The following is a 22,578-nucleotide window of genomic DNA, read 5'->3' on the forward strand; positions in this document are numbered from 1 at the left end:
GTGCGCTTCCATACAGGCGTTGCATAAGGGAAACGAAAGGGCAATTGCATGTGTAGTGCTCTTTTGTCGGCCTCGCTTCTGTCGCTTTGTTGCTATATTGTTCCCACTCATTACTGAACAGGATTCGAGCCGACTTTTTGGGCACAACGGCTCCAAGCGAGAGAAGCGACAGGCTACATGGTATCTTCATCCGGCTTGCCGAAGAATGGCGATGCGCGCGACCTTCAAACAAACGATATGGCACACCAGCCAAGAGCTGGCGGTATTGCTGCGCGGGCTATGGCAGCGCGCCGTTCCAATGTGCCTTCCTATATTGAAGGGTTGAACGCCGAGCAGCGCCACGCAGTGGAGACCATTGACGGGCCTGTGCTGGTGCTTGCTGGTGCCGGAACCGGTAAAACCCGCGTTCTGACTACGCGTATCGCCCATATCATGAATATGGGTAAGGCTGGCCCTAACCAGATCCTCGCTGTAACCTTTACCAACAAAGCTGCACGCGAGATGAAGCATCGTATTGCGAGTTCGCTGGGCAATCACGTTGAAGGGATGGCATGGCTTGGCACGTTCCACGCAATCTGCGTGAAGATTTTGCGCCGCCACTCCGAGCTTGTGAGCCTGACCTCCTCATTCTCCATTCTGGATACTGACGACCAGATCCGCCTCATCAAGCAGATTATTCAGGCTGAAGGTATCGACGAGAAGCGCTGGACTGCAAAGACCTTTGCAGGAATGCTGGATAGCTGGAAAAACCGAGGCCTGACGCCGGAGCGCGTTTCCTTTGGTGAAGCCAATGCCTTTGCAAATGGTAAGGGTCGCAGGCTCTATGAGCTTTATCAGGAACGCCTTTCCATTCTGAACGCCTGTGACTTCGGCGATCTGCTGCTTCACTGCATTACCATTTTCCAAAAGCATCCTGACGTGCTGAAAGACTATCAGCGTCGCTTCCGCTATATGCTGGTGGACGAGTATCAGGATACTAACATCGCCCAGTATCTGTGGCTGCGTTTGCTGGCGCAGGGTAACTCCAATGTTTGCTGCGTAGGCGATGATGACCAGTCTATCTACGGTTGGCGCGGTGCTGAAGTTGATAATATCCTTCGTTTCGAGCAGGACTTCCCGGGTGCGGAGGTTATTCGCCTCGAACGCAACTACCGCTCGACGAGCCATATCCTCGCTGCGGCCTCTCACCTGATCTCTCATAATCAGGGCCGCCTTGGTAAAACGCTCTTTACCGATCAGATCGGCGCAGATGAAGAGTTGGTGAGTGTTGCTTCTGCTTGGGACAGTCAGGAAGAAGCGCGTGCTATCGGCGAAGAGATCGAGAACCTTCAGCGCCAAGGGCATATGCTCAACGAGATCGCCATTCTCGTGCGCGCGTCCTACCAGATGCGCGAGTTTGAAGATCGCTTCATCACGCTGGGCCTGAACTACCGCGTTATCGGTGGGCCGCGCTTCTATGAGCGTCAGGAAATCCGCGATGCGCTGGCCTATTTCCGCTGTGTGATGCAGATGACCGACGACCTTGCCTTTGAGCGGATCGTGAACAAGCCAAAGCGTGGCTTGGGTGAGGCGACTATCAAGCTTCTGCATGAGTATGCTCGAGAGAGCCAGATACCGCTCATGCAGGCTGCGGCCGAGTTGACGCAGACTGAAGAGATGCGGCCGAAAGCCCGCAAGTCTCTGGCTGACCTGCTGGGGCAGTTTGATCTGTGGCGCACGCAGCTCGACACCATGAGCCATACAGAGCTTGCTGAAATTATTCTGGACGAGAGCGGCTATACGCAGATGTGGCGTGAAGATCGTTCTGCGGAGGCTCCGGGCCGTCTGGACAACTTGAAAGAACTCATCCGTTCTATGGAGGAGTTCGAGAGTCTTGGTGGCTTCCTTGAGCATATCTCGCTGGTTATGGACCGCGATAGCGAGGAAGGCGAAGACGCCGTTTCCATCATGACGCTGCACTCGGCTAAAGGTCTTGAGTTTGACAGCGTGTTCCTGCCGGGCTGGGAAGAGGGTGTGTTCCCGAACCAGCGCGCGCTTGATGAAACCGGTATGGCGGGGCTGGAAGAGGAGCGCCGTCTGGCCTATGTGGGCGTAACCCGTGGTCGCCAGCGCGTGAAGATCTGGTTCACCTCGAACCGCCGCATTCATGGGTCCTGGCAGTCTTCTATTCCATCGCGGTTCCTTGACGAGCTTCCATCCGATAATATCGAGATTGTGGAACAGAACTCGACCTACGGCGGCTATGGTTCATCCGGCGCTGGTGGCGGGTATGGCGCAAGTCGCTTTGATAACGCAGACCACTTCAATAACTCCTATTCCACACCGGGTTGGAAACGTGCGCAGCAAGCGCAGGCTGGTGGTTACGGGCAAGGGCGCTATCATGGCGGAAACCAGACCCGCAGAGCGCAGCGCGCCGGTCCTAAGACCATTGAAGGTGAGCTGGTTGCCAAGTCCATTACCAGTGATGCATCCGCGTTTAGCGTGGGCCAGCGGATCTTCCATATGAAGTTCGGATATGGTCACGTGGAGACGATTGAAGGCAATAAGCTGACTGTAGAATTTGAAAAAGCGGGCCGCAAAAAAGTGCTGGATGGCTTTGTAGAGCCAGCCTAAAGCCAAATTGCGAAAAAAGTAGACGGGGAGGGGGTTCTGCTACCTGTTAGGGGTAGTCATTGGCCCCCTCCCTTTGTATATGGCTCTACCAACGACACCAGAACTGGAGCATTTGAATGGCAACTATCCGCGTACGCATTCCCAAGCCCGAGCCAGAGGCGAAGGCCCTTGCGGATATTATGGAGATGATTTTTGAAGACGAGGGCTACCCTGTCGCGATCTTTGAAAACTCCGAGGATGGCCTGATCTGGACTGCCGAAGTTCTGGTTCTGGATTCTACTGTTGATGAGGCGCGTACTTTCGTTGAAGCACGCCTTGCAGATCACCTTGAAGGTGGCAAGCTGCCTGAAGATGCTGAAGTTGAAGTGCTGCCGGAGATCAACTGGGTTGCCAAGTCTCTGGAAGGTTTGAAGCCGGTTCGCGCTGGTCGCTTTGTGGTGCATGGCGCTCACGACCGTGACAAGGTACAGGCCCATGAGCTGAGCATCGAGATTGAAGCTGCACAGGCATTCGGCACTGGCCACCATGGTACTACCGCGGGCTGCTTGTTGGAGCTCGACCGCCTACTGAGCCGCCATACCTATAAGAAGATGGTTGATATCGGCACCGGTACCGGCGTTCTGGCTATTGCGCTTGCCATGCTTTCCAACCGTCAGGTTCTGGCAAGTGACATTGACCCGATCGCGACTGAAGCGGCTATCGACAACGCCAAGAAAAACGGCGTAGGCCCTCTGGTTCGTGCGTTTACCGCAGGTGGTGTAAGTGATCGCCGCTTTGCTGAATACGGTCCGTTTGATCTGGCTGTTGCCAACATTCTGGCAAAGCCGCTGCAGCAGATGTCTACCGAGCTGTCTGCACGTATGGCTGCCAAGTCTGTTCTGGTTCTTTCAGGTCTGCGTATTGAGCATGGCCCACGTATTATCTCTGCCTATGCGCAGCATGGCTATCGTCTGGTTCGTCGCGGCGAGATTGATGGCTGGCTGACCCTCACGCTGGTACGCGGTGATTGGAACCCGTAAGGCGGTTCTCTCAGTTACAATTTAAGCAACAAAAAAGGGGCCTTAGAGAAAGGCCCCTTTTTTGTTTGGGAGGATTTGGAAGGTGACTGAGAATGCTTTGTTTTTATTTCTTGATTGCCTGCATCTCGCTTTCAGGAATTATTGTTGTTTTTGACCTGAAAGGGAGCTGCAGGCAAATGCCTGACCATTAGCGGTGCAGTTCTTTGAGGAGTTCTTCACGGCTGAAGCCAGCGTTAGCAAGAAGTTTGTCATCGAGCTTAAGAAGTTCTGGGTAAACGCGGGAGCGAACCTGAGCCTGATACAGAGCTTCAAAGAAGTTTTTTACTTTGTCGCCGAAGGATGTGTGTTCGGTGGTACAGTGAGCGTCGTGGTGAAGACTAGCGAAAGCCATTTTCTTTTTCCTTTGTTTGCTTTGTTGTTTGTCTGTGATTGCTTTATCGCCCGATTCTAAATCGGTTTAAAGAGATAGGTTTGCATGGCTAGGTTGCATTATTTGCATGGGAAGGGTGCTTGCCTGTTCCTTAGCGTATAAGTGGCAGGCAGGCTATGTTTTGAAATAAAAAAAGGCGCTGCAACCGAAATAGGTGCAGCGCCAGGGAGGAAGCGGGAAATATTCAAAGTAAAAAGAGAAACCCCCTGCTTCTGTGGGAGGAACGCCGTAGGTTGTGGGAGGCAACCGTGGCCTGTCAGAAGCAAGGGTTTTCGCGTGTCGTTGGGCTCTAGGGAGGAAGCTCGCCCAACTCTTTGGGTCGCCGGGCTCTAGGGAGGAAGCGTGTCCGACTATTTTGGTAGCCTGTAAGCCAGGCTCGGGAATAACTCTAGGTTATTTCAGAAGTTCTGCGCGGGTAAAACCTGCCTTGTTCAAAGTAGCGTCGTCGAGGTGAGCCAGATAACGGTTAACTTCGCGCTGGATCTGAGCCTGACGTGCTTCGATTACGTTTTCAAAGAAGCGACGGATTGCAGATTTTTCAGCAGCTTTTACTTCGCCAAATACAGCGGTTACATCGGCCAGTGCCATGGTGTTTGTCCTTTTAGGAAGAAGAGGCAGCGGTCTGTTAGGGCTCACTGCGGTGTGTTGTTCTTACGAGGGGACTTATGCTTTAAGTCGCTGAAAATAAAAATAGATAACTACGCATGACAGTTCTGCACTTTTTGCATACTCTGATATACATATTCAAAAATGGTGCCTGTTTTTTCGCTTGGAAAGGCGTTGGAGTGGATGCGTTTTTGACTGCACGTTTTACTTTATTTCGCTAGGATTAGCTTAGTTTAGAAAAAACGCGCCTTAATATATCAAGAGATGCTGCTGCGGAGCGAATTGCCAATATGTTCCAGAATTTCGAGCTGAAAAGTAACCGATCAGAGGGTCCAAAACGCCTTGAACTGCTTAGAAAAGAGCTTGCAGTGCATAACTTGGACGGTTTTTTGATCCCAAGGGCCGATGCTCATCAGGGCGAATATGTGCCGCCAGCCTATTGCCGGTTGGAATGGCTGACAGGTTTTACCGGTTCTGCCGGTGTTGCTGCGACGTTGAAAGATAAAGCAGCGATCTTCGTTGACGGTCGCTACACCATTCAGGTGCGCAGTCAGGTTGATCTGGATGTGTTCGAGTATCAGCATCTTGTTGAGCAGCCGCTGAGCGAATGGCTGGGTAAGAACGTGCAAAAAGGTATGCGCGTGGGTTATGACCCGATGCTGCATCCTGTCTCTCAGGTTCGTGTGCTGCAAAAGGCCGTGGAGAAAGCTGGCGGTGAGCTGGTTGCGGTAGAAGCCAACCTTGTTGATGCAGTGTGGGCTGACCGTCCTGCTGCGCCACTGGGCGCGGTGAACATTCACCCGATTGCCTATGCCGGTGAAAGCGCTTCTTCCAAGATCAACCGCATTGCTGCGCTTGTGAGCGAAAAGGAAGCTGATGCGGCACTGCTAACGCAGCCTGATTCCATCGCATGGCTTTTGAATATTCGCGGCTCTGACGTTGACCACACGCCGCTTCCACTTTCCTTTGCGATTTTGCCGACGTTCGGCAAGCCGACACTGTTTATCGAAGCGCCGAAGCTTTCTAACGAAGTTCGTGCTGAACTGAGCGAGCTTTGCCATATCGAAGAGCCAACCGCGCTTGTTGCAGCTCTTGCAAGTCTTGGCGCTGAAGGCAAAGCGGTACTGGTGGATGTGAGCCTTGCTGGCCAAGCGCTATACGATGCTGTTTTGAATGCTGGCGGCACCGTGGTGGAAGGCACTGAGCCTGTCCTCCTTCCAAAAGCTATCAAGAACGCTGCCGAGATTGAAGGCGCACGTGCAGCTCACATTCGTGATGGTGCAGCCTTTGCGCGCTTCCTTGCTTGGTTTGAGCGTGAAGCACCGCTTGGCAAACTGACCGAAGTGGCGGCAGCAAAAGCGCTTGAAGAGTTCCGCCGTGAGACCGGTGTGCTTAAGGATATTTCCTTCGACACCATTTCCGGCGCAGGCCCTAATGGCGCAATCTGCCATTATCGTGTGAGCTACGATTCTGATCGTCCGATTGACCTGAACTCTTTGTATCTGATCGACTCTGGTGGTCAGTATGAAGACGGTACCACTGATATCACCCGCACACTGGCGGTTGGTGCGGTGACTGCCGAGCAGCGTCGCCATTTCACCTTGGTGCTCAAGTGCCATATTTCTCTGGCAACAGCTCGCTTCCCAGTTGGTACGTGCGGTGCGCAGCTAGATACGCTGGCACGCATTGAGCTTTGGAAAGCCGGTCTGGACTTCGACCACGGCACGGGTCATGGCGTTGGGTCTTACCTCAGCGTGCATGAAGGGCCTGCTCGTATTGCCAAGATGAATAATGGCGTGAAGCTTGAAGCCGGTATGATCCTTTCTAACGAACCGGGTTATTACCGCGACGGTGAGTACGGCATTCGTATCGAGAACCTTGAGCTTGTCACTCCGGCAACCGATGTTGCTGGCGGCGATAAGCCAATGCTTGGCTTCCAGTCTCTAACCCTTGCGCCGATTGATCTGCGTTTGGTTGATGTGGACATGTTGCTGCCTTCCGAGCTGGAATGGCTGAACGGCTATCATGCACGCGTTTATGAAACCATCAGCCCGCTGGTTGATGAAGAAACCGCTGCATGGCTGAAGGAAGCGACCCGCGCGATTCCATAATTGGCTATAGCGTCACAATAAAAACAAGAGGGGGCATCTAGCCCCCTTTTTTGTTGGAGTAGGCAAGGGACTGTGTCGCTCCTAGATTCATTGCAGCGGTGTGGAGGTGCGCCCATGAGAGCAATGGATTTAGTAAAGACGCCTTGGTGGATGCTGGATATCGCATTGGGGGGCAAATCGTTTCGAGATAACGGGCTGATTGGCAGCAAGCGGCTGAATGAGCGCGGCTTTCATATCAAGCGTATTGAGTTGGCAGAGCGTATGGCAATTTCCCGCCGCCGCGGTCTTACTCAGCTTCTTGAGCCGCAAGACCGTGCAGCGTTTGAGGAGAACGGTTTTATCCTTCGGCATAACGCATTGCCTGAGCAGACCTTCAAGCGACTTCTGGAACAGGTTGAAGATACGCCCTTGCCAGCGCGGGAAATGAAGCAGGGTGGAACGGTAACACGGTTCATTCCTGTTGGGCCTGAGCAATGCAAGAAACTGTCGGGATTGGGTGAGGCGGTTGCGCTCCCTTTATTTCAGGGCGGCCTGCGTTATGTAGCTTCGCGTGATGCAGAGCCTATGGTTTATCTGCATACTGTGCTTTCCAATCCAGAGCAGGATAAACGCGACCCACAAACCCACTTCCACTCGGATACATTCTTCCCCACTGCAAAGGCGTGGCTGTTCCTGAAGGATGTAGAGATGGAGGATGGGCCATTCCATTACGTTCCCGGATCTCACAGGCTTACAAGCGGAAGACGTAAGTGGGAGTATGAGCAAAGCCTTATCGCTGCTGAGCATAAGAACAAGCTGCATGCAGTAGGTTCATTCAGGGCTTCTCTTGCCGAGCTTGAGCGGATGGGCTTTGGAGAGCCAGTCCCCATGAACGTTCCGGCAAACACTCTGGTAATTGCCGATACGCATGGTTTCCACGCTAGGGGGATCAGTACGCGCCCTTGTGTGCGTCTTGGTCTTTATGGCTCGCTGCGCCGCAACCCTTATGCGCCGTGGGTGGGAATGGATTTGCTTTCTCTGCCACCGCTCGGAGCTCGGCAGGCACATCTATCTGCCGCGCACCAAAACCTTGTTGCGAGGCTGAAGGGCAAAGCGCCATCACTTATGGATGTTGGGGAAGTAAGGGCCAGCGCAGCAGCTCTGCGCTAGCCGTTCGCTTTCAGAGCATGGATTTGCTTTCTCTACCACCGTTAGGGGCTCGGCAGGCACATCTATCTGCCGCGCACCAAAACCTTGTTGCGAGGCTGAAGGGCAAAGCGCCATCACTTATGGATGTTGGGGAAGTAAGGGCCAGCGCAGCAGCTCTGCGCTAGCCGTTTTCTTTCAGAGCATTGTCGCAAGCGGTGTTAGGCGCAGCAGTGCCACTGTTGTAACGCCAAGGGCTATTGCAGGCAGCAATGGAAGGCGCAGGGCAGCAAGGGCGGTCACGATTGTGCCAGCGGTTTCTGGAATGCCTGTTGCGATAGCGGTAGGTGCCACGATGGACATGAGGATGGCAGGCGGCACTGCTTTAAGTGCTGCCTCAACGCGTCCTGTCAGGTGAAAGAAGCGCAGTAGCACAAGGCCACCAAGGCGGGTGGCGTAGGTGCCCACGGCCATAGCTACAATCGTCAGGAAAGTTGCCAGATCAACGGCGTACCATGGTTCAGCCATTTTGGTTCTCCTGATCTGATAGTGGCGCTGTATTGGTTGACGCTTCAGGCTTTGCCAGAATTGCAGCAACCAGCATGCCGGCCAATGCGCCTGCGATTATGTACCAAGCCCCTTCAACCAGTATGTTGACGAGAACAGAAGTCAGACCGCTTGCCGCGATAACAAGACCGCTGCGGTATCCCGTCCAAAAGCTCATCACAAGAAAGACGAAGAGTGCGGTAAATGCGAAGTCCAAGCCGATTGTTGCTGGATCTCCCATAACCGGACCAATGAAGGCACCAATAAAGGAGCTAATCACCCAGTTGCTGAAGAACGGCAGAGAGATGCCCATGTAGTAGCCAAAGCCCACTGGCTGGCTAAGTACCTTTTGCTCGCAAAACGCCCATGTTTCATCGGTCAGGAAGAAGTAGCCAAGCATGCGCTTTCTGCCAGTGATAAGCGGGATTTTCGGGGTGAGTGATGCACCCATCAGCACATGGCGTAGGTTCACAAGAAAGGCGGAGGAGGCAATGGTAAACCACGGCAAAGGGTTTGCCCAAAGATCAAGCGCAACGAACTGTGAGCCTCCGGCAAAAACCATGGAGCTCATGAGAAATACTTCGGCCGGTGTCAGGCCTTTTTGAGCTGCCAGTGCGCCAAACAGAAGCCCGATAGGGGCTGTTGCGAAAAGCAGCGGAAAAATAGTCGCGACGCCAAGCCCGAAACTAGGAACAGTTTGGGCAGGTGCGGCATAAGCTGAGTGAACCACAGCCATATTCCTTATGTCTACGGAGTATTACTTAAAATAGGAAAGCAAGCTCTTCATATAGGTTGTAGCCATCGCCTGCACAAGTGAGGAAAGGTCAATCTATATCAGAGTTATCGAATGCAATCGCAAATCGTGGTCGAGCTAGCGGTGCTCTTCCTCGTTTGCTTTGATAAGCGCGGAATTAAAATACCTTAAAGCCCTAACATGGCTTGCATACCCTGCCAAGTGATTTGGGTTCTTGGCATCAACAACGGGAAGGGTAGCCGTGCCCGTTTTGTTGAAGGTTTGCAGCGCTTCTTCCAGCGTATCATCTGTTGTCAGATAAGGCGTTTCTTCATCAGGAAAGAACTCTCGCTCCGTCCCAGAGCGAGGCGGGTCCATAAAGTCGGAAACATGCACGATCTGGACAAGCCACTTGTGCGGACCGTCCTGAAGCATGACGCCGCGCATTTCCAACTGCCAATGGAAGTAGGATCGGCCATGAATAGCTTGGGTGAGGCCAGTGGCGATGGAAACGGTCATAAGCAGCGCGATGGAGAGTGTATAGCCGCCTGTTAGCTCGAACACGATCATTGTGGTCGAGAACGGCGCGCCAAGTACCGCTGCTGCTACTGCGCCCATTCCCAAAATTGCATAGAGACCGTAGCTGGATGCTAACTCTGGGAACACCTGCGCAGCGATGAGGCCGAAGGAACCGCCTGCCATAGCGCCCAGATAGAGCGAGGGCGAGAACACGCCGCCGCCAAAACGCGATGCAAGCGTTATGGCTGTTGCCGCTGTCTTGGCGATGAGCAACGCCAACATAAGCGAGAGTGAGAGGTTTGCCTTAAGGGCGTTGTCGGTTGATGCGTAGCCAACTCCGAGCACCTCAGGGTAGGCAAGGGCAATTAGGCCAACTAGCAGGCCGCCAAGCATAGGGCGGAACCACAGGGGCATCTTGATGTTTCTTGCAAACCAGTCCGTTCCGATAACACCAAACTGGAAGAGGATGGCTACAGCGGCGCAGACGAGGCCCAACAGTGCAAAGGCTGGAAACTCCCAAAGCGAAATGATCTGGTAGTCGGGAATAATGAAAGCGGCTGTGTTGCCGAAATAAAGACGGGCAATCAGTGTGCCCACGGTAGAGGCAATAGCAATTGGCACGAACGCAGTGATTGCATAGTGGCCAAGGATAACCTCATGGGCAAAGAGCACCCCAGCGATGGGCGCGTTAAAGCTTGCAGATACTGCAGAAGCTACGCCGCAGGCAAGCAGGGTTCGCCGTGCAGCATCTGGCAAATTGAGCTTGCAGCAAAGGGCGGTGCCGATGGTTGCGCCCAGATGCACCACTGGTCCTTCACGGCCAGCACTACCGCCAGAGCCGAGAGACAAAACAGTAATAAGGGCAGAGGATATACCGGGCCAGAACGGCAGGCCGGATGTTCCGCTTGCGCGTGCTTCAATGACGTCAGCAACGCCGCCTGTACGCTGTTTCCATTGCACTGTTTGTAGCAGGATGCCGACAAGCAGGCCGCCGATGCATGGCGCTGCAAGAATAATAAACCACGGTAGCTGGGAGGCCGGTTCGTCTACGCGCTCTGACATGGTGCCGAGCCATGTCCACTGGACGAGGCCAATGCCAATGCGGAACAGAATTGCCGATACAGCCACAAATGCGCCAATACCTATGGCGAGAACCCAAACAATCGGCTGTCGGTTGGCCAGAAAAAAACGGAGGTTGGGTTCTATCCATTTTCTTATCAGCAGTGGGAGCTGAAAGATTGTTTGCAAGATCAAAAACATGGCGACCAGTGCTAACCGAGAGCGTTTACCGTTCTCCGGTTCAAATTTGCGGCTTCAAGCTTCGTTGCTTTTTAGGGGAAGGGGCCTTTCATTTGAATAAACAAAAACAAATGAAGGGTTGAAAAGCGACATTTTTCGCCTTCTAGCAGAGTAAAATGGCCAATTTACGCGAATTCCATAGTTAACGCATGGATATACGACTTTAGGTGTTTTGCCTGATATTTCGAGCTCTGGTAGAACGAGCGCTACAACAAACTAAGGTAGACAAGCTGCGTTACCGGGAGAAAACCAATGTCTGTCAACGCTCTGCAAGTTCCAGTGGACCGCAAGCCAGAAGAAACCGCCAAAGCCGTCGAAATTTTGAAGACGCGTTTTAATGAGCGATGCCAGACATCAGCTGCGATTAGAGAGCAGCACGGACACACGACAACATGGTTGCCGAACCAGATGCCGGACGCGGTGGTGTTCGCTCATACCACTGAGGAAGTGAGCGAAGCGGTAAAAGTATGTGCTGATCTTGGTGTGCCGATTATTGCTTTTGGTGCCGGTTCTTCGCTTGAAGGCCACGTTAACGCGCCGGGCGGCGGCGTTTGTATTGACCTGTCACAGATGAACGAGATCCTTTCTGTAAACCCTGAGGATCTGGACTGTGTTGTTCAAGCTGGCGTTACGCGCAACCAGATCAATGAATACATTCGTGACACTGGCTTGTTTTTCCCGATTGATCCGGGCGCAGATGCGAGCCTTGGAGGCATGGCGGCAACGCGTGCCTCCGGCACCAATGCTGTGCGCTACGGCACTATGAAAGATGTCGTTCTGGGTCTTACAGTAGTGATGGCCGACGGCTCTATCGTGAAAACCGGTGGCCGCGCAAAGAAGTCATCTGCAGGTTATGACCTTACTCGGTTGATGATTGGCTCTGAGGGAACTTTGGGCATCATTACGGAGCTAACCATCCGCCTGTTCGGTTTGCCTGAGGCTATTTCCGCTGCAACGGCTGCCTTCCCTGATGTGGAGAGCGCCTGTAACGCCGTTATTCTCACCATTCAGAGCGGCCTGCCGATTGCGCGCATTGAAATGATGGATGAACTGCAGGTTTCTGCCGTAAACGCCTACTCCAAACTATCACTGAAAGAAGCGCCGACCCTGATTGTGGAGTTCCACGGTTCGGAGAACGGTGTGAAGGAACAGGTAGAACTGTTTGGCGAAATCGCAGGCGAATTCGGGGCTGAGGACTTCCAGTGGGCTGTTCGTCCTGAAGAGCGCACCAAGCTATGGGAAGCGCGCCACAACGCATATTGGGCCGGTCGCGGTCTTCGTCCGGGCTGGGATGGCCTTTCAACGGATGTTTGTGTGCCTATCTCCATGCTTGCCGAGTGCGTTGTTGACACGCAAAAGGACATTGCAGAAAACGGTCTTGTTGCTCCGATTGTCGGTCACGTTGGTGATGGTAACTTCCACGTTCTGGCGCTTTGCGATTCATCGGATGCTGCGCAGCGTGAGGCGACCGAGGCATTTGTTTCCCGCCTTAACAAACGCGCTATTGCTATGGGCGGTACTTGTACCGGAGAGCACGGCGTAGGGCAGGGCAAGATGCGTTACATGCGTTTGGAGCATGGGAACGGTGTGGATGTTATGGCTGCTATCAAGCGCAGTCTTGACCCCCAAAATATAATGAATCCTGGCAAAGTGGTTGCGATCGAGGGCTAGTGCACTGCATTTGTGCAATTAATCCATTGTGGTTCCTCTTGAATCATTGCCAACACCCCGTTGAAGGCGTCACCATACTGCGGTAATCCATTCGTATAGCTTAGGAATGAGACCGTTGTTGTGTGGCGCGCATGGGGTGGGCACCAAGCGGTTTGGAGGAATACTCGTTGAACTCGGTCTACATTACCATTGGTTCGACATTGATCGTGGCTTTGGTCGCGGCTCTTCTTGCGCCTATGTTTATCGACTGGTCTGCCTATCGGTCGGTCTACGAGCGCTATGCTGAAGAAGTCATCGGCCATCAGGTCACTATTCTTGGAAGTGCCGAAATATCTTTGCTGCCGATGCCTGCTGTTACTTTTACAGATGTGCAGATCGGGCAGGGCGAAGACCCGCTGTTGCAAATCTCCCGTTTTTCAGGACGCATAGAAATACCCGCATTGCTGCGCGGTGAGGTGCGCGTGATGGATATGGTGCTTGATCGCCCAGTGCTGAATATGGCGCTGGATGAAGAAGGTCGCGCCGATATCTTTCAGGCTCCGCCGCAAGACTCCATGATCGCGTCTATGGACCCGGCATCCTTCATTTTCGAGAACGTGGAAGTTACCGAAGGCGCGTTTTCGATTGTCGATGCGCGAAGCGGCAAAACCTATAGCGGTGACAATGCCTCTATGGTGCTTTCAGCCCGCTCGCTGGATGGTCCGTTTAAAGCGGAAGGCTCCATTAATATCGAGCAGGTGCCTTACTTCTTCACCATTGGTACCGGCAGGCTGGAAGCGGATGACACGCTGCGCGTGAAAGCGCAGATCGTGCCGACGACACCACGTATGCAGTTTGCGCTGGATGGTCAGTTCAGCAAAGGCGGTGGTCACCCCAACTATAACGGTGCTGTCACAGTTCGTTCCGTTAATGAAGAAGATGACGGCAGCGTTCATTGGTCCGTTGGGGGCGCGTTTGATCTGAACGTGAACGCTCTTAAGGTCAGTGAAGCAGAGCTTTTGCTTGGTCCTGAAGACCGTCCAATCTCGGCGCAGGGTGATCTGGATGTTGTGTTTGGCAAGGTGCCAGAATTCAAGCTGGGCGCTGCGTTCAAACAGGTTGACCTTGATCGCATTTGGGGCGGCGGCCCTAACAAGCCGTTTAAGCTGGAAGAGCTTGGCGGTAAGCTGGCTAGCTATTCCGGTGATGTGCCTGCTATCTCGTGGCCGGGAACGATCGCTATCGATATTCCGAGCATCGTGATCGGCGGCAGTGTTATCTCCAACGTTGATCTGGACCTTGAAACGCAGCCAAACGGATGGGACATTACCAACCTCTCCGGTTTGCTCCCGGGCCGCAGCGCCTTTGTTACTTCGGGTCGTTTGGATACCGGCACAAGCGGCGGTTACGATGGCGACGTGCAGATGCAGTCTATTCAGCCAACCAAGTTGGCAGCGTGGCTGCAAAACGGCAAATATGATGGTCCGGCGCACCTTCCATCAATCAAGCTCGATGCCCATACGGTTCTCACTAGTCGCAATACAGAGCTCGACCTTAAGGTTCTAGAGGTTGAGGGCGCACGTACAGTTGGCCGGTTGAGCTATCAGTCCGTTGCCGACCTTCCGCCAATGCTCGCTGTTGATCTGGAATCCGATCGTTTGGATCTTGATCTTCTGGAGCAGTTTAGCGGCGCGTTCTCTGGCTTGAAACCGGCGACTAAAGCGCAAGACATCTCCTTGCAGCTTCGGGCAGATGAACTGGTAACTGCGGGTGTTACTGCCAAATCTGTTCTGCTTAAAACAGACCTGCGCGACGATACGCTTGTCATCGAGCGCCTGCGGATCAAGGATTTTGCAGGGGCGCGTGTCGCTGCCAAGGGCCGCATTGATGATCTTTACACCGTTCCATCAGGTCAAATGGAAGGGGAACTGGATGCGACCTCCATGCAAGGCGCTGTTGCTGTTTTAAAAAATTACGCGCCGGACAACAGCATGGTACAGTGGTTTGCCTCCGCTGCTGATGCGCTTGCGCCTGCCCGTTTGTCTGGCACGCTTGCTGCAACGGCAGAGGGTGAGCGCACGCAGATGGCGCTGGATCTCAATGGCAGTGTTGATCAAAACCAGCTCGATATCGCGGTTAGCTTTGCAGGGCGCGTTGATGACTGGGAACAGGGCGATGTGACCCTTGAGGTTTCCTTGGGTGGTAACGATGGGCAAAGCCTTCTAAAGCAGGTCGGCCTTGATGTTCTGCCTGTTGGATCGCTTTCTGGCGGCGATGTGTTTGTGTCCGTTCAGGGTATCCCGCGCACCAAGATGGACTATGTGTTCAAAGGCGAAGTGGGCGAAAGCTCGCTGGAGATGCTCGGTTCGTTCAATCACCCTAAGACCGGTGATGCAGTAGACTGGAGCCTTGAGGGCGCCTTTGACAGTGTTGATCTATCGTCTTTGGCGCTTTCTTTCGGTCGTTCGCTTCCTGTCTTTTCGGGAGATTTGAGCGCGGGGCTTTCCTTCATCGGTAAGGGGCAGGGCGATAGTTTCTCCCTTGAAGAGATTTCCGGTCAGCTGGCAGGAATGACCCTTCAGGGCAAACTGCAAGAAGCCTCCATCAAGAACGGTGTTGTTAGCGGTAAAGGTGATTTGCAGCTTTCGTCTCTGGACATGCGCGCGCTGACCGAGCTTCTCTTGGGGCCGGATCTTTGGGCTGGTACGCTAGATAGCTCCGATAGCGTTTGGCCGTCTACGCCGCTTGGTCCTTCGCTGCTCGATAGTGTTGATCTAACACTGGCGCTTAAGGCGGATCAGCTGTTCTTCTCCGACGATACGCGCGTTGATGCAGCAACCGGGGCCCTTCGCCTTCGTGGTGACGAGGTATCCTTTGCAAATGGTGAGGGGCGCTACGCTGGCGGAAACGTTGGCGGCGCGTTCGAACTCACCCGTGCCAATGGACAGGCAAGCCTTTCGGGCCGTGTTCGTCTTGACGGGGTCGATCTGGAAGACGTGATCTGGCAGGCCGATGGCCGCCCTGTGGCAACAGGCCAGTTGCAGGTGATCTCCGAGTTTGAAGGCATTGGCCGCACTGTTGCAGGACTTGTCTCCGGTCTTTCCGGCGGCGGTACCTTCACCGTGAGTGATGGCACCATTCGTGGTTTGAACCCTGCTGCCTTTGGCTTGGTGATCGCGGCAGCTGATGCCGGTCTTGAGCTTGATGAAGTGATTATCCGCAATGCTCTGCTGGACCACCTCGAAGTGGGTGAAATTCCGTTCCAGAGTGTTGAAGGCAACCTCGGTATTGCTTCCGGCAAACTGCGGGCGCGCAACGTGAGCGTTGATACGCAGGACGCAACGATCTTCGGCTCCGCTTCGGTTGATCTGGAGAATTGGAGCGTTGAGGGAGACATGTCCATTAAGGTGGGCGATGTTGATGGCCTTGGTAGTGGCGCTGAGCCGCAAGCTGCCCTGATCTTCTCAGGAGCACTAGAGCAGCCAGAACGCTCTGTCGATGTTGGTCCTTTGCTTTCCTACCTGAACCTTCGGGCGATTGAACAAAATGTTCAGCGGATCGAAGAGGAGCAGGCGCGTATTGCCGAGCAGGAACAGCGCTTGCAGGAAATCAAACGCCAGCAGGAAGAGGCAGCAAAACGCAAAGCGGAAGAAGAAGCCCAGAGGATAGCAGCTCAAAAAGCCGCTGAAGAAGCCGAGCGCCAAAAGGCAGCTGCAGCAGCTGAGGAACAGCGTCTTCGTAAGGTTGAGGCAGAGCGCCGTAAACAGGAGCAGGCAGTAGCTGCACAGCAAGCCGCTCAGCGTGCTGCCGAAGAGGCTGCTAGAGCCGCCGCTGCCAAAGCCAAGGCAGAAGCTGCCGCATCTTCCAGACAGCTTAATCCTGCCCTTCTCGACAAAATCCAATCTGTTCTTGAAGAAGAGCCGGACGCACCCGCTACGCCGCCGCCTGCAAAAGTACAGCCGCAGAGCCAAAGTGGCGGTGATTTACCAGCGCTTGAGACGCCGATCTATATCGGCCCTCACAGCGAAAATACGGTGCCGGAAGATGCCGTAAAGTACCTGCCGCCGGTAGAGCACTCTGGCCAGCCTAAAATTCTGGTAGCGCCGGGTGATGACAATGTGGGACCAACAGGAAGTATAGGACCGTTGTTTGACGACGTCGGCCCTATGCCAACGCCGAAACAACAAAAGCCGCCTCGTATGCTGGAGCTGAACGGCGGTCGTCTCTTGGTGATTAACTGAAGTTAGACGGTAGGCTGGTCATCAGCTGCGAGCGGTTCGCCGTACTCTGACTTGCCCATTTCCCTATAAAAACGCAGGACTGCAATACGGATACAGCTTGATAGGCCGGTGTCCGGGTCGCGCTCGTCATCGATCTTGGCGATCATTGCAGCCATTGTCTGGCCCTTTACATCAGCCAGTTCTTCAAGCCCCTGCCAGAAATCTGCTTCCAGCGCGACACTGGTTCTATGGCCATGCAGGGTAATGGAGCGCTTTTGCAGGCTCATTGGCTGTCTTCGTCTTTATCTGTGGTGGAAGAGACTGGATCTATGGTCGAGGAGACAGAACGGAGAAAGTGCCCTTCATGGTCCTTGGCGCTTTTGCTGCGCTCAAAGGATGTGATGTTTTTCTCTGCTTTCGTGCGCCCATGTACACGGCGGTTTTCTTCTGCCTGTCTTTCCTTGTCCTGACGGGCCTTGTTCTTACGAGCCTGACGTAGATTGACGATATCAGCAGACATGGACCTTGCTACTCCGGATAAAAAAAGGGCCCCGTGCGGGGCTCTTTTCATCTTAGCTTTTCTTTCTGAAAGCGTCTAGCGAGACGACCTGCGCGCCATTGTCAGATGATTTGTCATCCTCTTTGTCAGCTTCAGCGTCGTTGTTCTCTTGAGGCTTCTTGTCTGCTTTGTCTTCTACTGCTTCAAGCTGCTCGTGAAGCTCTTCAACAACTTCAAGATCACGCTCGGTCACAGCAAACTCTTCCGGAAGCTCCTCAGCTGTCTTGCCCGGTTCAAATTCAAGCGCGAACTGAACGGATGGGTCAAAGAAGCCTTTGATCGCGGAGAATGGAATATAAAGCTTTTCCGGCACGCCGCCGAAGGAAAGGCCAACCTCGAATGCATGCTCGCTCACTTGCAGGTCCCAGAACTGGTGCTGCATGACGATTGTCATTTCTTTCGGGTAGCGCTCTTTCAAGCGGTTGGAGATCTTTACGCCCGGCGCAGTGGTCTCAAAAGCAATATAGAAGTGATGCTCTCCTGGCAGGCCTGCACGGAGAACTTCGTTCAAAATTTTCCGTACGGCGCCACGAAGTGCGTCCTGAATGATGATGTCGTAGCGGATCAGATCCTCTGCCATTTGTGGCACCGCTCACCCTTATTTGCGTTTCAGATCAGCCTAACTATAGCGTAAAGGCAAAGAAAAGGCCTGCGGTTTTTCAATTTCCCGCTCATTAGCGGTAACTTCGTCCCACAGGCTCAAAAAATCAGTGAAGGCTTCTGTTGCCAGGTGCCTCCGAACCCCGCCCGAAGGTGCTACCCAACGGGACTTAGCGGACTACCGGCACTGCATTACGCAGCGACAGCGTTGTCCATAGCATAGTTGTCATTTGCAACTACAATCTTGGTCCGATGACGGTGGTACCATGCCGAGCAAAAGTATAGCCTTTACGCCCTCGTCGATCCTATTTCGCCCCCGCCGAAACCCGCAGTAAAAGTCTGCGGGCTTGGGTGGAGGCGCCGGGTACCGCCCCCGGGTCCGATAGGTTTATTCCGCTACCCATTTATTGCCATAGCCCGCAAGCTGGCAGGGGGGAATATAGGTGTAGAGGCCGGTAAATGGAAGAGGCGGAAATCATCACTTCTATGAGACTTGTTGACAAGCTGGGGCAGTTTTGCCGATTTGGCCTGCGGTTGTGGCATTCTATGGCCTGTGTGTATAAGCATCTGGCAAAAATTAGCTTTGCAGCTCCCCCATCGTAAAGATTAGGGCGGCAGTTCATGAAAGGAAGTTTCTCCCGTGCAGCAGTATCTTGAGCTCATGCGCCGCATTATGGACGAAGGCGTGGTGAAGGAAGACCGCACTGGAACTGGCACGAAATCTGTTTTCGGCCACCAGATGCGATTTGACCTGTCCAAAGGTTTCCCGATGGTGACAACCAAGAAGCTGCATCTGAAATCTATCGTCCACGAACTGCTGTGGTTCCTCTCCGGTGATACCAATATCCGTTATTTGAAAGAAAACGGTGTTCGTATTTGGGATGAGTGGGCTGATGAAAACGGCGATCTGGGTCCTGTTTACGGTTACCAGTGGCGCTCATGGCCTGCTCCGGATGGTCGCTCTATCGACCAGGTCACCGGTTTGATTGAGCAGATTAAGAAGAACCCTGACAGCCGCCGCCTCATCGTTTCTGCATGGAACCCTGCACTGGTTGATGATATGGCGCTACCGCCGTGTCACTCTTTGTTCCAGTTCTACGTGGCAGATGGCAAGCTTTCCTGCCAGCTTTATCAGCGCTCTGCGGATGTGTTCCTTGGTGTTCCGTTTAACATTGCATCCTATGCGCTTCTCACCATGATGGTGGCGCAGGTCTGTGATCTGGAACCAGGCGATTTCGTGCATACCTTTGGTGATGCGCACCTTTACATGAACCATCTGGAACAGGCCGAATTGCAGCTTAGCCGTGAACCACGCGCTTTGCCGACGATGCGGATCAACCCAGAGGTAAAAGATCTTTTCGCGTTTAAGTACGAAGATTTCACAGTAGAAGAGTATGACCCGCATCCCCATATTAAGGCTGTGGTTTCCGTTTAATAATCCAAAGCACTAGGACATATCATGCGCGCTCTTATCTGCGTTCCTGCCCGCATTGGCTCGACCCGTTTTCCGAAAAAACCTCTGCACCTGATTGCCGGGCGCAGTTTGTTGGAGCGATGTGTACAGGTTGCCCGAGTGGCGGCGAAGGAGACGGGCGCGTCTTATGTTGTGGCGGTAGACAGCGAAGAAGTTGCCCGCCACTGCGATGATATCGGCGCACCTTGGGTGATGACCGATCCTGAACTGCCATCGGGCACTGACCGTGCACTTGCTGCGGCTATTGCTTGCGGTGGCGATTGGGATTTTGTGCTGAACCTGCAGGGTGATGCGCCGTTTACGCCGCCTGAGCACCTTTCCGTTCTCATTGAGGCTGCCCGCGAAAACATCGGCGCAGACTTGTTTACACCTGTGATCCAACTGGACTGGGCAGGGCTGGATAAGCTGCGCTTGCACAAACGTGAGCATCCATACTCTGGCACCACCTGTATTCGTGACCGTGACGGACACGCTCTTTGGTTCTCCAAGAACATTTTGCCTGCAATTCGTGGTGAAGAGGAAATGCGCGAGCGTCAGGCTCTATCTCCTGTTCTGCGCCACATTGGCCTTTACGGCTATCGGGTGGATGCGCTCAAGACCTACACCTCTTGGCCAGTTGCTCACTACGAGAAGCTTGAGGGGCTTGAGCAGCTTCGCTTCCTTGAAAACGGTATGAAGGTATTTGCAGCACTTGTTGAGCCGCCAAAGCTCTCCATGTCCGGCGTAGATACGCCTGCTGATGCTGAGATTGCAGAGAGCCTGATTGCCGAATTTGGCGATCCGTTCATTGAGCTGGAGAAGCGTCTATGACCCGCGTTTACGTTTGTCGCCATGGCAACACCTTTGACAAAGGTGATGTGGTTACCCGCGTAGGTGGCCGTACCGATTTGCCGCTGAGCACCTCTGGACGAGCACAGGGTGAAGCGCTTGGTCGCCACTTCGGTGAGGCCGGTCTTTCCTTCGATCGCGCGTTCTGCTCGCCGCTACAGCGTACCAAACAGACTGCCGAGCTTGCTCTTGCAACGCAGGATCATGAGGTGCCGCTTAGCGTCCTGCCGTTTTTGGTAGAGGTTGATTACGGGCCGGACGAGAACAAGCCAGAGGAAGAGGTTGTTGCCCGTATAGGTGAAGCAGCTCTCAAGGCGTGGGAAGAACAGGCAATTCCACCTGATGGCTGGTTGATTGATCCACCTGCTGTTGTTGCACGATGGCAGGAGTTTTTTGCCAAGGCCGCAAAGAAGTATGAGGGCGAAACCATCCTGCTGGTAACCAGCAACGGTATTGCCCGCTTTGCTCTACAGGCGCTGAGCGCTGGTGCAGGTGATACCGATCTCAAGCTCAAGACCGGTGCTTACGGTGTGTTCGAGATCGATGCTGTTGGCGGTGTTCGCCTTGAAAGCTGGAATATCCGTCCGTAATTTGGCGAAAATTTAAGGGCTTAGGGTGATAGTGACCATAACCATCACCCTGACACCGGAGTTGTGACCATGTCTTTTATTTCTATGATTTCTGCTGTGGCCGAAAACGGTGTTATCGGCGCTGATAATGATATGCCTTGGCATATTTCGACCGACCTCAAGTTCTTCAAAAAGACCACTCTTGGTAAGCCGGTGATTATGGGTCGGCGCACATTCCAGTCTATCGGTAAGCCCTTGCCGGGTCGCACCAATATCGTCATTACCCGTGATAGCGCTTTTAAGCCTGAGGGTGCGCTTGTCGTCCCTTCTTTAGAAGAGGCGATTACACTCGCTCAGTCATCTGCCAATGTGCAGGGCATTGACGAGATTATGGTGATCGGCGGCGGGCAGATCTACGCTATGGCGATGCCGATGGCGAACCGCCTTTACATCACCCGCGTACACGCCAAGCCGGAAGGGGACACGAAGTTCCCTGATATTCGCGAGGCGGATTGGGAGCTTGTCGAGCGCACGCCGTTTGAACGCGGCCCGAAAGATACCGCAGACACTTCCTTGGAGATTTATCAGCGCCGCGACTAGGCGCTGATTGGCTGTTTCTTCTTCACCTGCTTCATGAGCGGGGATGGTTCTTTGTAGGGCAGGGTACCAACATCATGCCAGATTGAGCGCGTGCCAAAAACGCGCTCACGCATTCTGGTCCAACCCAGATAAATTTCTAGCTCATTATGCCTTATGCCGGGAACGCTTTTTACGTCGAAGCTGTTCCAAGGCAAAAACGGATTGCGACGCATATGGGCGTGTAGCTCTATCCGTGTAGTGGGCTTTTCGCTTGGCGTTCTACCGTGAAAGCCGAAGGTATCAGCAATTACAAGGGTGTTGGCTTTCACCGGAAACGGCCGCGGCAAGTTATAGCCCATTGCCCTTAAATCATCATCGCTTGCTCTAAATGAACCATGCGCATGGTGATTGTTGGTGTCGCCAGAAGCGGCAAGGCTCTGTTCATATTCCCATTCAATCCGCAGCTTGTTGAGTTGATGAGAACCCGGTGCATAGGAAAAGGGCCCTTCATCAAGAGCGACATCTTCCAGAAATAGCCAAGCCTTGGAAGTGCTATGAAAGGTATCTGCATGCACTTTGGTTTGCGGGTCTGCCTTTTTGACTGAAGGATTGGTGAGCACAGTCTGGATGAAATAGAGCGGTTGCCCGCCAATTCCAGCTGCAAAGCGGATACGGTCTTGCAGGTAGATGTTATCTGTTACTTCTGCTGTTGTTGGGCAGAGCGCTCGCGCTGCCGACCCTAGCGGAGCCATGCGCGTTACGGTTTGCCCTTGCTTCATCTCCCAAGCTTGAAGCGGATTTGCCTTTAGTTCCTCTCGCAGCATTAGGAAGGTTTCATCATGCAGGTAGTTTTCATAGAGCAGGAAGCCGTTGCGACGAAACTCTCGCAGTTCCCAGCTCTCCAGAGGATCAGCTAGGGCTTTACGGCGCTTCTCTGCCATTTTGTGCGCTTGGAGTAAGCGCTTTTTATGCAGGCCCCATTCGTTCAGCTGTCTGTTGCCGATGATTGGATTCTTCTTGAAGGACTTGGCCGAGCTGGCCACCTGCGCTGCATAAAGCGGCGTTTTCAGGATGTTTATGATGGACATTGCGTCTCTA

The 22,578-nt window shown here is 53.6% G+C and carries 19 protein-coding genes and 1 other RNA gene; 10 read left to right on the forward strand and 10 right to left on the reverse strand.

Annotated features, from left to right (window positions below; genetic code table 11):
* Positions 1-237: 237 nt before the first annotated feature.
* Entirely contained in the window at positions 238-2,613 is a 2,376-nt protein-coding gene (locus E1162_RS18105; RefSeq protein WP_257099130.1) for an ATP-dependent helicase, read from the forward strand.
* A 116-nt stretch (positions 2,614-2,729) separates the two neighbouring features.
* Positions 2,730-3,632, forward strand: coding sequence for a 50S ribosomal protein L11 methyltransferase (locus tag E1162_RS18110; protein ID WP_155134385.1), 903 nt, complete (start codon positions 2,730-2,732; stop codon positions 3,630-3,632).
* 187 nt (positions 3,633-3,819) lie between these two features.
* On the opposite strand, the gene E1162_RS18115 is transcribed toward E1162_RS18110, so the two are convergent.
* A complete protein-coding gene (locus tag E1162_RS18115) occupies positions 3,820-4,023 on the reverse strand; it encodes a hypothetical protein (protein WP_155134388.1) in 204 nt (67 codons plus the stop codon).
* Positions 4,024-4,455: 432 nt separating this feature from the next.
* On the reverse strand, positions 4,456-4,650 hold the full coding sequence (locus tag E1162_RS18120; RefSeq protein WP_155134391.1) for a hypothetical protein: 195 nt from the start codon (positions 4,648-4,650) through the stop codon (positions 4,456-4,458).
* 308 nt (positions 4,651-4,958) lie between these two features.
* Between E1162_RS18120 and E1162_RS18125 the strand changes: the two genes are divergently transcribed.
* The gene (locus E1162_RS18125) at positions 4,959-6,779 is read left to right on the forward strand and encodes an aminopeptidase P family protein (RefSeq protein ID WP_155134394.1); all 1,821 of its coding nucleotides are present in this window, start codon (positions 4,959-4,961) and stop codon (positions 6,777-6,779) included.
* 114 nt (positions 6,780-6,893) lie between these two features.
* Positions 6,894-7,928 (forward strand): phytanoyl-CoA dioxygenase family protein, encoded by a 1,035-nt coding sequence (locus E1162_RS18130; RefSeq protein WP_155134397.1) that lies wholly within the window; start codon positions 6,894-6,896, stop codon positions 7,926-7,928.
* A gap of 174 nt (positions 7,929-8,102) precedes the next feature.
* On the opposite strand, the gene E1162_RS18135 is transcribed toward E1162_RS18130, so the two are convergent.
* The 3 genes from E1162_RS18135 to E1162_RS18145 form a co-directional block, all read right to left on the reverse strand.
* Complete coding sequence (locus E1162_RS18135; RefSeq protein ID WP_155134400.1) at positions 8,103-8,432, reverse strand: AzlD family protein; 330 nt, start codon at positions 8,430-8,432, stop codon at positions 8,103-8,105.
* On the reverse strand, positions 8,425-9,186 hold the full coding sequence (locus E1162_RS18140; protein ID WP_155134403.1) for an AzlC family ABC transporter permease: 762 nt from the start codon (positions 9,184-9,186) through the stop codon (positions 8,425-8,427). The genes E1162_RS18135 and E1162_RS18140 overlap by 8 nt, the downstream gene beginning before the upstream one ends.
* Positions 9,187-9,321: 135 nt before the next feature.
* Entirely contained in the window at positions 9,322-10,962 is a 1,641-nt protein-coding gene (locus E1162_RS18145) for a chloride channel protein (RefSeq protein ID WP_155134406.1), read from the reverse strand.
* A 291-nt stretch (positions 10,963-11,253) separates the two neighbouring features.
* Between E1162_RS18145 and E1162_RS18150 the strand changes: the two genes are divergently transcribed.
* Entirely contained in the window at positions 11,254-12,672 is a 1,419-nt protein-coding gene (locus E1162_RS18150) for an FAD-binding oxidoreductase (protein ID WP_155134409.1), read from the forward strand.
* A gap of 131 nt (positions 12,673-12,803) precedes the next feature.
* Positions 12,804-16,892, forward strand: a complete 4,089-nt coding sequence (locus E1162_RS18155; protein WP_155134412.1) for an AsmA family protein — start codon at positions 12,804-12,806, stop codon at positions 16,890-16,892.
* Between the two features lie 2 nt (positions 16,893-16,894).
* Here the strand turns inward: E1162_RS18155 and E1162_RS18160 are convergent, their stop codons facing one another.
* The 4 genes from E1162_RS18160 to ssrA all read right to left on the reverse strand — a co-directional run bounded on the left by E1162_RS18160 (position 16,895) and on the right by ssrA (position 18,499).
* On the reverse strand, positions 16,895-17,158 hold the full coding sequence (locus E1162_RS18160; RefSeq protein WP_155134415.1) for a ribbon-helix-helix domain-containing protein: 264 nt from the start codon (positions 17,156-17,158) through the stop codon (positions 16,895-16,897).
* Positions 17,155-17,391, reverse strand: coding sequence for a DUF4169 family protein (locus tag E1162_RS18165; RefSeq protein WP_155134418.1), 237 nt, complete (start codon positions 17,389-17,391; stop codon positions 17,155-17,157). The genes E1162_RS18160 and E1162_RS18165 overlap by 4 nt, the downstream gene beginning before the upstream one ends.
* 52 nt (positions 17,392-17,443) lie before the next feature.
* Complete coding sequence (locus tag E1162_RS18170; protein ID WP_155134421.1) at positions 17,444-18,010, reverse strand: SspB family protein; 567 nt, start codon at positions 18,008-18,010, stop codon at positions 17,444-17,446.
* Positions 18,011-18,139: 129 nt separating this feature from the next.
* Positions 18,140-18,499: a transfer-messenger RNA gene (ssrA, locus tag E1162_RS18175) on the reverse strand.
* Positions 18,500-18,670: 171 nt separating this feature from the next.
* Here ssrA and E1162_RS18180 point away from each other — a divergent pair.
* The 4 genes from E1162_RS18180 to E1162_RS18195 all read left to right on the forward strand — a co-directional run bounded on the left by E1162_RS18180 (position 18,671) and on the right by E1162_RS18195 (position 21,501).
* Entirely contained in the window at positions 18,671-19,465 is a 795-nt protein-coding gene (locus E1162_RS18180) for a thymidylate synthase (protein ID WP_371312013.1), read from the forward strand.
* 24 nt (positions 19,466-19,489) lie between these two features.
* The gene (locus tag E1162_RS18185; protein WP_155134424.1) at positions 19,490-20,314 is read left to right on the forward strand and encodes a 3-deoxy-manno-octulosonate cytidylyltransferase; all 825 of its coding nucleotides are present in this window, start codon (positions 19,490-19,492) and stop codon (positions 20,312-20,314) included.
* Positions 20,311-20,922: a histidine phosphatase family protein gene (locus E1162_RS18190; protein ID WP_155134427.1), complete on the forward strand. Its 612-nt coding sequence runs from the start codon at positions 20,311-20,313 to the stop codon at positions 20,920-20,922. The genes E1162_RS18185 and E1162_RS18190 overlap by 4 nt, the downstream gene beginning before the upstream one ends.
* 69 nt (positions 20,923-20,991) lie before the next feature.
* Positions 20,992-21,501 carry a dihydrofolate reductase gene (locus E1162_RS18195; protein WP_155134430.1) on the forward strand — a complete coding sequence of 170 codons (510 nt, stop codon included), beginning with the start codon at positions 20,992-20,994 and terminating at the stop codon, positions 21,499-21,501.
* Here E1162_RS18195 and E1162_RS18200 read toward each other — a convergent pair.
* The gene (locus E1162_RS18200) at positions 21,498-22,568 is read right to left on the reverse strand and encodes a phytanoyl-CoA dioxygenase family protein (RefSeq protein WP_155134433.1); all 1,071 of its coding nucleotides are present in this window, start codon (positions 22,566-22,568) and stop codon (positions 21,498-21,500) included. The genes E1162_RS18195 and E1162_RS18200 overlap by 4 nt on opposite strands.
* Positions 22,569-22,578: the final 10 nt, after the last annotated feature.

Origin of the sequence: Pseudovibrio flavus, assembly GCF_009711345.1 — a bacterium.
In the GTDB taxonomy this organism is placed as follows: Bacteria; Pseudomonadota; Alphaproteobacteria; order Rhizobiales; family Stappiaceae; genus Pseudovibrio; species Pseudovibrio flavus.

Coding starts and splice junctions, on each gene's coding strand:
- E1162_RS18200 (WP_155134433.1), bottom strand. CDS start 22,568: ATGTCCATCATAAACATCCTGAAAACGCCGCTTTATGCAGCGCAGGTG.
- E1162_RS18130 (WP_155134397.1), top strand. CDS start 6,894: ATGAGAGCAATGGATTTAGTAAAGACGCCTTGGTGGATGCTGGATATC.
- E1162_RS18120 (WP_155134391.1), bottom strand. CDS start 4,650: ATGGCACTGGCCGATGTAACCGCTGTATTTGGCGAAGTAAAAGCTGCT.
- E1162_RS18165 (WP_155134418.1), bottom strand. CDS start 17,391: ATGTCTGCTGATATCGTCAATCTACGTCAGGCTCGTAAGAACAAGGCC.
- E1162_RS18110 (WP_155134385.1), top strand. CDS start 2,730: ATGGCAACTATCCGCGTACGCATTCCCAAGCCCGAGCCAGAGGCGAAG.
- E1162_RS18145 (WP_155134406.1), bottom strand. CDS start 10,962: ATGTTTTTGATCTTGCAAACAATCTTTCAGCTCCCACTGCTGATAAGA.
- E1162_RS18185 (WP_155134424.1), top strand. CDS start 19,490: ATGCGCGCTCTTATCTGCGTTCCTGCCCGCATTGGCTCGACCCGTTTT.
- E1162_RS18195 (WP_155134430.1), top strand. CDS start 20,992: ATGTCTTTTATTTCTATGATTTCTGCTGTGGCCGAAAACGGTGTTATC.
- E1162_RS18190 (WP_155134427.1), top strand. CDS start 20,311: ATGACCCGCGTTTACGTTTGTCGCCATGGCAACACCTTTGACAAAGGT.
- E1162_RS18140 (WP_155134403.1), bottom strand. CDS start 9,186: ATGGCTGTGGTTCACTCAGCTTATGCCGCACCTGCCCAAACTGTTCCT.
- E1162_RS18160 (WP_155134415.1), bottom strand. CDS start 17,158: ATGAGCCTGCAAAAGCGCTCCATTACCCTGCATGGCCATAGAACCAGT.
- E1162_RS18115 (WP_155134388.1), bottom strand. CDS start 4,023: ATGGCTTTCGCTAGTCTTCACCACGACGCTCACTGTACCACCGAACAC.
- E1162_RS18150 (WP_155134409.1), top strand. CDS start 11,254: ATGTCTGTCAACGCTCTGCAAGTTCCAGTGGACCGCAAGCCAGAAGAA.
- E1162_RS18155 (WP_155134412.1), top strand. CDS start 12,804: ATGGGGTGGGCACCAAGCGGTTTGGAGGAATACTCGTTGAACTCGGTC.
- E1162_RS18135 (WP_155134400.1), bottom strand. CDS start 8,432: ATGGCTGAACCATGGTACGCCGTTGATCTGGCAACTTTCCTGACGATT.
- E1162_RS18170 (WP_155134421.1), bottom strand. CDS start 18,010: ATGGCAGAGGATCTGATCCGCTACGACATCATCATTCAGGACGCACTT.
- E1162_RS18105 (WP_257099130.1), top strand. CDS start 238: ATGGCACACCAGCCAAGAGCTGGCGGTATTGCTGCGCGGGCTATGGCA.
- E1162_RS18125 (WP_155134394.1), top strand. CDS start 4,959: ATGTTCCAGAATTTCGAGCTGAAAAGTAACCGATCAGAGGGTCCAAAA.